At 73.9% G+C, this 9,163-nt stretch carries 7 protein-coding genes; 3 read left to right on the top strand and 4 right to left on the bottom strand.

Annotation, left to right across the window (positions count from 1 at the left end):
- On the bottom strand, positions 1-1,380 hold a 1,380-nt coding region (miaB, locus tag ACWGIU_RS19955), incomplete at its 3' end, for a tRNA (N6-isopentenyl adenosine(37)-C2)-methylthiotransferase MiaB (protein WP_453707582.1).
- On the bottom strand, positions 1,377-1,931 hold the full coding sequence (locus tag ACWGIU_RS19950; RefSeq protein ID WP_453707580.1) for a hypothetical protein: 555 nt from the start codon (positions 1,929-1,931) through the stop codon (positions 1,377-1,379). The genes ACWGIU_RS19950 and miaB, both read right to left, overlap by 4 nt.
- 111 nt (positions 1,932-2,042) lie before the next feature.
- Between ACWGIU_RS19950 and ACWGIU_RS19945 the strand changes: the two genes are divergently transcribed.
- Positions 2,043-3,038, top strand: coding sequence for a TAXI family TRAP transporter solute-binding subunit (locus tag ACWGIU_RS19945; protein ID WP_453707578.1), 996 nt, complete (start codon positions 2,043-2,045; stop codon positions 3,036-3,038).
- 56 nt (positions 3,039-3,094) lie between these two features.
- Here the strand turns inward: ACWGIU_RS19945 and ACWGIU_RS19940 are convergent, their stop codons facing one another.
- Both ACWGIU_RS19940 and ACWGIU_RS19935 read right to left on the bottom strand, forming a co-directional pair.
- A complete protein-coding gene (locus tag ACWGIU_RS19940; protein WP_453707584.1) occupies positions 3,095-4,123 on the bottom strand; it encodes an ROK family protein in 1,029 nt (342 codons plus the stop codon).
- Positions 4,124-4,125: 2 nt separating this feature from the next.
- Positions 4,126-5,295, bottom strand: a complete 1,170-nt coding sequence (locus tag ACWGIU_RS19935) for a LacI family DNA-binding transcriptional regulator (protein ID WP_453707576.1) — start codon at positions 5,293-5,295, stop codon at positions 4,126-4,128.
- A 633-nt stretch (positions 5,296-5,928) separates the two neighbouring features.
- On the opposite strand from ACWGIU_RS19935, the gene ACWGIU_RS19930 reads away from it, so the two are divergent.
- On the top strand, positions 5,929-7,206 hold the full coding sequence (locus tag ACWGIU_RS19930) for a glycoside hydrolase 5 family protein (protein WP_453707575.1): 1,278 nt from the start codon (positions 5,929-5,931) through the stop codon (positions 7,204-7,206).
- 79 nt (positions 7,207-7,285) lie between these two features.
- A partial coding sequence (locus tag ACWGIU_RS19925) for an endo-beta-N-acetylglucosaminidase (RefSeq protein WP_453707573.1) occupies positions 7,286-9,163 on the top strand: 1,878 nt, incomplete at its 3' end.

Raw genomic sequence — 9,163 nt, 5'->3', positions numbered from 1 at the left:
GCGCACGGTCAGCGTCGGGCCCTCGGCGAGCAGGTGGTGCGGGGCGGCGTAGGTGATGTCCACGGTGACCACGTCGCCCGGGCGGACCTCCGCCTCCGGCTTCGTGAAGTGGACCAGGCGGTTGTCGGGAGCGCGGCCGGACAGGCGGTGCGTGGCGCCGTCCTTGCGGCCCTCGCCCTCCGCGACCATGACCTCCAGCGTGCGGCCGACCTGCTTCTTGTTCTCGTCCCAGGAGATCTCCTCCTGCAGGGCGACCAGGCGCATGTACCGCTCCTGGACGACCTCCTTGGGGATCTGCCCCTCCATGTCGGCCGCCGGGGTCCCGGGGCGCTTGGAGTACTGGAAGGTGAACGCGTTCGCGAAGCGGGCCTGGCGCACCGCGTGCATCGTCTGCTGGAAGTCCTCCTCCGTCTCACCGGGGAAGCCCACGATGATGTCGGTGGAGATCGCCGCGTGCGGGATGGCGGCGCGGACCTTCTCGATGATGCCGAGGAAGCGCTCCTGGCGGTACGAGCGGCGCATCGCCTTCAGGATCGTGTCCGATCCCGACTGCATGGGCATGTGCAGCTGCGGCATCACGTTCGGGGTCTCGGCCATCGCCGCGATCACGTCGTCCGTGAAGTCGCGCGGGTGCGGGGAGGTGAAGCGGACCCGCTCCAGGCCCTCGATCTGACCGCAGGCGCGCAGCAGCTTGCTGAAGGCCTCACGGTCACCCAGGTCGGAGCCGTACGCGTTCACGTTCTGGCCGAGCAGGGTGATCTCCGAGACGCCCTCGGCGACCAGGGCCTCCACCTCGGCGAGGATGTCGCCGGGCCGGCGGTCCTCCTCCTTGCCGCGCAGGGCCGGGACGATGCAGAAGGTACAGGTGTTGTTGCAGCCGACGGAGATCGAGACCCAGGCGGCGTACGCGGACTCGCGGCGGGTCGGGAGCGTGGAGGGGAAGGCCTCCAGCGACTCGGCGATCTCGACCTGCGCCTCTTCCTGGATGCGTGCGCGCTCCAGCAGCACGGGCAGCTTGCCGATGTTGTGCGTGCCGAAGACGACGTCGACCCAGGGGGCCCGCTTGACGATCGTGTCGCGGTCCTTCTGCGCGAGGCAGCCGCCGACGGCGATCTGCATGCCGGGGCGCTTGGTCTTCATCGGGGCCAGCCGGCCGAGGTTGCCGTACAGCTTGTTGTCGGCGTTCTCGCGGACCGCGCAGGTGTTGAAGACGACGACGTCGGCGTCGCCGTCGGCGCCCTCGGGCGCCCGGACGTAGCCGGCGTCCTCCAGCAGACCGGAGAGCCGCTCCGAGTCGTGCACGTTCATCTGGCACCCGTAGGTGCGCACCTCGTAGCTTCGCTTCACGTCCACTGCCTGGCTCCGGTCGCTGCTGGTCATGCAACAAGGGTAGGCGGTACCCGGTGGCCCTCCGGTCCCCCGTTCAGCCGACCCGGGGGAAGGCGGCGGCCGAAGAGGACGAGCAGCAGGTCCTGGGCTTCCCCGTACACGGGGGTTCCCTCGCCGTGGGACCAGTCCAGATCCTGCGCGCGCAGTTGGACGCCGGTCAGGTCGGCGCCGAAGAAGCGCAGGGACCGGGGGGTGACCGCGTCGAGGAGGAACCGCAGCCGGTCCTCGGGGACGCGGCGCGGGTGGCCGAGGGCGACGGTGATGTCGAGGCCGTGCACGACGTCGTGGGCGAGGGCTCCGGCGGGTCCGGCGGCAGGCGGTTTCCAGGGGTGGCCGGCGTTCTCGCGAAGCAGCGCGGCGAGCTCGCGCTCGGTGAAGGCGGCGGCGTCGCGGTTGGCGGTGGTGCCGTCCGGGGCCGAGTCGGGAGCGGGCCCACGGGCCGACGCCGGAGCAGGCACAGGCACCGGCACCAGCGGCGGACTGTGCGCGCTGCGGATCACCGAGCCGGGGCTGACCGGGCGGGTCGCGCTGGCCTGGCGCACGGACGGACCGCCCGGGCCGGCCGCGCGCACACTGCTGGGACGGCTCCGCTCGCAGGCCCCCCGACGGCCCGCGCCGTGACAGGACGGCGGACGGGTGGCAGGATCGCGGCCATGCCTCTCGTACCGCCCCGGATCAGCAGGCGCCACGCCCTGCGGGTCCTGGTGTCCGTACTCGCCGTGCTCGGAGTCCTGACGTGGTGGCTGAAGCCCTTCGGGCACTCGGAACTGCAGGGCGAGCTGACCTTCAGCACGGGCGGGCGCACCGGGGTCTACCACCGGTACGGGGAGCTGCTGGAGCAGGCGCTCGGGCGGGACATGCCCGGCGTCGACGTGGAGCTGGAGCCCAGCGAGGGCTCACAGGAGAACCTGAGGCGGCTGGCCACCGGTGAGGCGGACTTCACGGTGGCGACGGCGGACGCGGTCGCCAAGTACCAGCTCGACAAGAAGGTCGGCGCGGACCGGCTGCGAGGGGTCGCTCGGCTCTACGACGACTACGTGCATCTGGTGGTCCCGGCCGGCTCTCCGGTGCAGTCGGCCGGTGACCTGCGCGGCAAGCGGGTGGCCATCGGCCAGCCGGCATCCGGGGTGCGGCTGGTCACGGAACGGCTGCTGAAGGCGGCCAAGATCGACCCGGTACTGGACATCACGCCGGTGTCCATCGGCATCGACACCATGCCGGGCGAACTGGAGGCCGGCCGGATCGACGCGTTCTTCTGGTCCGGCGGGCTGCCGACGAACGCCGTGCGGGAGCTGTCGGAGCGACTCGACATCCGGCTCGTGCCACTCGGCGACCTGGTGGATCACCTCCAGGAGAGCGGCGCCCCCGCGCGCTACTACCGGATGGCCGTGATGCCGCAGGACGCCTACGCGCGGACACGCAACACCAGCCCGGTGTCGACCCTGGCCGTGCCGAACCTGCTGGTGACCACGGCGGAGGCCGACCCCCGGCTCACCGAGCAGCTGACGCGGACGGTGATCCTCAGCCGCGACCTCGTCGGGCGTCAGGTGCACGCGGCGCAGCTCGTGGACCTGCGGACGGCGATCTACACCGACCCCGTGGACCTGCACGAGGGCGCACGGCGGTACTACCGGTCCGTCAAGCCCTGACCCGGGAGCCCGAGGGGTCCCGACGCGCGCGAGGTTCACGATCCGGACGGCGGCGACTACCGAGAAGGCAGCAGCATGGTCGCCGCCGCGGCCGCGCCGATCAGTCCCGCATGAGTGCCCAGCATCGCCGGCACCACCTGGATGTCCTTGACGAACGAGAGCGTGGCGTAGGACGCGAGGTGGCTGCGGATCGGGGCGAAGAGGGTGTCGCCGGCGGCGGCCACACCACCGCCGATGACCGCGATGTCCGTCTCCACCAGGGTCGCGGTGGCCGCGATGGCGGCGGCCAGGGCACGGCCTGCCCGGTCGAAGGCGGCCAGGGCGATCGGGTCGCCCTCGACGGCGGCAGCGGCCACCCCCGCCGCCGTGGCGTCCCACCCGCCGCCCGCGCCGCCCGCGCCTCCACCTTCGCCCGCGGTGGCCGACGGGGTCCAGCCCTGGTCCAGGGCCCAGCGGGCGATCGCCGTACCGGAGGCGATCGACTCCACGCACCCGTGGCCGCCACAGGCGCACGGTTCGCCGTCGAAGGCCACGCTGATGTGGCCGATGTGTCCCGCGTTGCCCGTGGGGCCGGGGTGGAGCTGGTTGTTGAGGATCAGGCCGCCGCCCACACCTGTGGAGACCACCATGCACAGCGCGTTCGCGTGGCCGCGGGCCGCGCCCAGCCAGTGCTCGGCGGCGGTCATCGCCACTCCGTCACCGGCCAGCACGGTCGGCAGGTCGGCCCCCCGCGCCGCGAGCTCCGCCACGACCCGTTCCTGGACCGGGAATTCCCGCCACGCTCCGATGTTGACCGGGCTGACCGTCCCCCGGGAGGTGTCCACCGGGCCGGCGCTGCCGATCCCGCAGCGCTCCGCCGAGGCCCACAGGGGCGCCTCGGAGAGGTCGGCGACGACGTCGGCGACCGCCGCCATGACGCTGTCGGCGTCCGCCCCGCGCGGGGTGGGGCGGCGGGTGGTGGCCGTCATCGTGCCGTCGGGGTGCACCAGCGCACCAGCGATCTTCGTGCCGCCGATGTCGATCGCCACGGTCGGCCCGGAGGCCCCTGCGGCGGCCCGCGGTGCGGAGAGCGGGGCGCTGGGAATGATCACGGTGACGGCTCCAGGAGGGTTTCAGGGTAAGTATGCGCCGGGGGCGGCGCCGTGCTCTCGCGAGGCTCCAGCCGCGGCCGCTCGCTGATCCGCACCCCGGGCGGGTTGCCCGCGAGGACGGCCAGGAGTTCCGCCGCGGCCAGTCGGCCGAAGCCGGCGGTGTCCCGTACGAGGGCGGTGAGCCGGGGATGGGTGACCCGGCAGAGCGCCGAGTCGTCCCAGGCCACGATCGACAGCCTGCCCGGGACGGGGATGCCCAACTCGGAGGCGACCGCGCTCCCGGCGACGGCCATGACGTCGTTGTCGTAGACGAGCGCCGTGGGCGGCTCCGGCTCGGCGAGGACCTGCCGGGTGGCCGCCGCGCCCTCGGCGTCGGAGTAGTCGGTGACCACCGAGCGCACCCGGTCCGGGCCGAGTCCACGACGCGCGGCCTCGGTCCGCAGGGACTCCATCCGGCGGACGGTGTGGGCGAGGCCGGGCAGCCCGGCGACGTGCACGATCCGGCGGTGGCCCAGCCCGTAGAGGTGCTCCAGGACCTGGGCCATGGCGCCGGCGTCGTCGGCCCGTACGGAGGACAGGACCGAGGGCGGGACCGCCGGCTGGACCGAGGCCGCGACCGACGGCAGCGCCGAGGCCGGCGGAGCCGGAGACGGAACCACGGACGGACCGGCCGCATCCCCGCCCCCGCCCTCCGGGGAAAGAGCCTCGCCGATGGTGACCGCGGGCAGGGCCAATGCCTCCAGGAGCGCCGGTCGGGGGTCGCTCGTCCGCGGGTCGACGACGAGGACACCGTCGACCCGGCGCTCGGCCCACCAGCGGCGGTAGACCGCGCATTCGGCGTCGATGTCCTCGACGACCTGGAACAGCAGGGCGGTCCGGGCGGCGGAGAGGACCTCCTGGATGCCGGAGACGAGCTGAAGGAAGAAGGACTCGACGCCGAGCGTGTGCGCGGGCCGGGCGAGGACCAGGCCGACGGCTCCGGAGCGTTCGCCCGACAGGGCCCGGGCCGCGCTGTTGGGCTGCCAGCCGAGCTGCTCGGCGACGCGGCGGATCCGGGCCCGGGTGTCCTGCGAGACACCCGGCCGGCCGTTGAGCGCGAAGGAGACGGCGCTCTCCGACACGCCGGCCTGCCGGGCGATGTCCTTGATCGTGGGTCTGCGGGCCATGGCCTGCCTCATTCATCCTTCGGGTGCGTCACACGTGGCCGGATACGGATGGCAATGGCCGGACCGTACGCGATCCTGCCCTGGCAGGACGCTTTTATGACGATCCAGTGGTTTCCGGGACGAGCGCCGAGCCGTGTCGGCAGCTCAGACTCCCCCTCGCGCCGGACCCGGGGGCGTGCCGGCCGTCCGCGGCGCGTCCGGGGCCGCCCGTGTGTCCCCGACGGTGTCCGCGCGCAGGATGCGCGGGGTGCGCTGTGGTGAGGCCCGCGCCGTGCACGGTGACGTCGAGCGGACGGGAGCGGGCCGGGCGGCGGTTCCTGCGGAAGCGCCCGCGGACCACCTGCGCGGGCGATTCGGCGGCCCGGGGAACAAGCCCGGAAGGGGTGATCGCCCTGACCGAAATACCGCTGTCCATTTCTATGCGCTTTCCTGTGACCAGCGGCGCACTAAAGCGCATTAGTCATCTCAGGCTCGTCGGCACACAACCCCTGCGTCCACTGGGCTGAAGCGCCTAAGTAGACGTCCCTGGGGCCGTTCGCCGCCCTGTTGACTTTCTGCATCCGCACCGGCAGGTTGTGGCGCATCCCGTGAATTCCTCCAGTACTCGCGTACTCCAGAACTCCAGGACTCCCTGTGCCCGATGACGCGCTGCGCTTCGGCGCCAACTACACGCCGGCCCGCGGCTGGTTCCACCATTGGCTGGACTTCGACCTCGACGAGGTGCGGGCCGACCTCGACTCGATCGCCGCGCTCGGGCTGGACCACATCCGCGTCTTCCCGCTGTGGCCGGTCTTCCAGCCGAACCGGACGCTGATCCGGCCGCGCGCCGTCGAGCAGCTCGTCGCGCTCGCCGACGCGGCCGCCGAGCGCGGGCTCGACGTCAACGTCGACGGCCTGCAGGGGCACTTGTCGAGCTTCGACTTCCTGCCCGCCTGGACCCGGACCTGGCACCGGCGCAGCATCTTCACCGACCCGGACGTGCTCGCCGGGCAGGAAGCGTACCTGCGCACGCTGGCCGCGGCCCTCGCCGGCCGCCCGAACTTCCTGGGCATGACGGTCGGCAACGAGATCAACCAGTTCTCCGGCGCCCCGCATCCCGACCCCGACCGGATCACCCCGGCCCAGGCCGCCCGCTGGCTGGAGCGGATGCTCGCCGCCTGCGAGGAGGGCGCCCCGGGGCGGCTGCACCTGCACGCCGAGTACGACGCCGCCTGGTACCAGGACGGGCACCCCTTCACCGCGGCCCAGGCGGCCCGGCTGGGCGGGGCCACCGCCGTGCACTCCTGGGTGTTCAACGGCACCGCGCAGCGCCACGGCCGGAGCGGGACGGCGACCGAGCACCATGCCGCGTACCTGATCGAGCTCTCCAAGGCCTGGGCGCTGGACCCGCACCGCCCGGTGTGGCTCCAGGAGGTCGGCGCCCCCGCGCCGCTCATCCCGCCCGCGCACGCGGCGCGCTTCACCGAGGCCACCGTCGCGAACGCCCTGGACTGCCCGGACCTGTGGGGCGTCACGTGGTGGTGCTCGCACGACGTGTCCCGGGAGCTCGCGGACTTCCCGGAGCTGGAGTACGGCCTCGGCCTGCTCACCAACGACCGCCGGACCAAACCGGCCGGCGCCGCCCTCGCCCGGATCACCGCGCGGTGGCGGGGCCGCGCGCACCGCCCGGCCCCGCGGTCCACCGCGCTCGCCGGGGACGTCGGCGGGGACGGAGGCGAGGGCGTGGGTGGGGCGGTGCGGGCACCGGGCCGCTCGGTGTGTGCCCCGGGCGGGTCCTTCTTCGAGGCGTGGTCCTCCCTGACGGCCCAGGGGCTGCGCCCCGCGGTGGTCCTCGCTGAGCGCGCCTCGGACCCCGCCCATCTGGCCGCGCGCGGCATCACCGAGGTACTGCGCGTGCACGACGTGACATGAACCGCCCACCCCATCCACCCCTCCCCGCCTCGCCTCGCCCGGACCTGATCCCCCGATCCCCTCTTCTGAGGAGCCCCGCATGCCCGAGACCGACAACGGCGTCGATCCGAGTACGCCGCCCGCCGCGATACGCCCGACCCGGCGCCGGGTGCTGGCCACCGGGGCCGGGGCCGCCGCGCTGCTGGGCCTGGCGGGCCGCGCCCGGGCCGCCGCCGCGCCCGCACCCTTACCGGTGGGAGCATCCGCCGCAGCCCCGATCCAGGACCAGGCCCAGGCCCCGGCCCCGGCCGACCTGGCCCCGTACTCCTCGTACTGGTTCCCGGACTCCCTCCCCTCGGGAACCCCCGGCCCCGGGATCGTGTGGCGCTCGCTCAGCCGGTGGACCCCCCGGAGCGATCCCGATCTGGCCCACAACACCTCGACCGTGCCCCTGGCGGAGCGGTTCACCCCGGTCCCGGCGAACCGGGCCGCCCGCGCCGGCCAGGCCCGTATCTCCTCCCTGGTCTCCTTCGGGCCCACGGCCGGGAACCCGTCCCAGGGCTCCCCGACCTCCGACCACTACGCGCTCACGCACTGGGCGTACATCGACGAGCTGGTCTTCTGGGGCGGGTCCGCCGGCGAGGGCATCGTGCTCGCACCCAACGCGCCCGTGGTCGACGCCGCCCACCGCAACGGGGTCCGGGTGCTGGGCAACGTGTTCCTGCCGCCCGTCGCCTACGGCGGCGACCTCCGGTGGACCCGCGACCTGGTGCGGCGGGACTCCCTCGGCCGCTTCCCGATCGCCGACAAGCTCGTCCAGGTGGCGCGGACGTACGGTTTCGACGGCTGGTTCGTGAACGCCGAGACCGACGGCGGGGACGGCGCGCTCGCCACCCGGATGCGGGAGTTCCTGCGCGCCCTGCGGGCGGGCGGCGAGCCCCACGGCCTGCGCATCACCTGGTACGACGCCATGAACAGCACCGGCCGGGTGGGCTGGCAGGGTGCCCTCAACGCGCTCAACCAGGAGTTCTTCGAGGACCGGGCCGGGAAGGTCTCGGACACGATGTTCGTCGACTTCCGCTGGACCTCGCAGACCCTGGCCGCCTCGGGTGCGCTCGCCGACCGTCTGGGCCGCTCCCGCCACGAACTGTGGGCCGCCGTGGACACCGAGTCCCGCGGCTGGGACTCCGTCGTCGACTGGGACGCGATCGTCCCGCGCGAGCGCGACCACGTGGCCGGCTACGGCTTCTACCGGCCCGAGTGGACCCGCAACCACCTCACCGACCGCTCGCCCGGGGCCTTCCACCGCGCCGACGACCGGTTCTGGACGGGCGAGTCCCTGGACCCGTCCCGCCCCACGCCCGAGTCCGAGTCCGGGTCCGGGTCCGGGTCCGGCTGGCGGGCTCCCGCCACGGTCGTCGCCGACCGGTCCACCGTCAGCGGGCTCCCCTTCGCCTGTTCCTTCAACACCGGGCACGGGCTGCGCTGGTACGACGGCGGCAGGGTCGTCTCGGACGCACCCTGGAACCACCTCGGGCTCCAGGACCGGCTCCCGGGCCGCCGCTGGGCGGTGGACACCGCCGGGGCGCGTCCCACGGTCGGCCTGGACTTCGCGGACGCCTGGCGTGGCGGCTCCAGCCTGCTGGTGGAGGGCGCCCTGACCGCGCCGGCGATCATCGGGATGCATGCGACGCGGCTGCCGCTGACCCGCGGGGCGGTGCTGGAGCTGGTGCACGCCGCCGCATCGTCGGAGCCGGTCGCGGTGGAGGTCGGCGTGGCCGTCCGCGAGCCGTCCGGCCCCGGCGAGCCGGTCCCGTACACGTGGTTCCCGGGCCGCACCCGGGACAGCGGGCAGGGCTGGCGCACGACGCGGGCCGGGCTGGCGCCGCTGGCGGGCGGGACCGCGTACGGCCTCGCGGTACGGATCACCTCGCCCGGGACAACGCCGGTGGTGTGGCGGGCCGGCGCCCTCTCGGTG

Source organism: Streptomyces sp. NPDC054840 (assembly GCF_053611065.1).
This window is presented reverse-complemented; position numbering and strand designations above follow the sequence as displayed.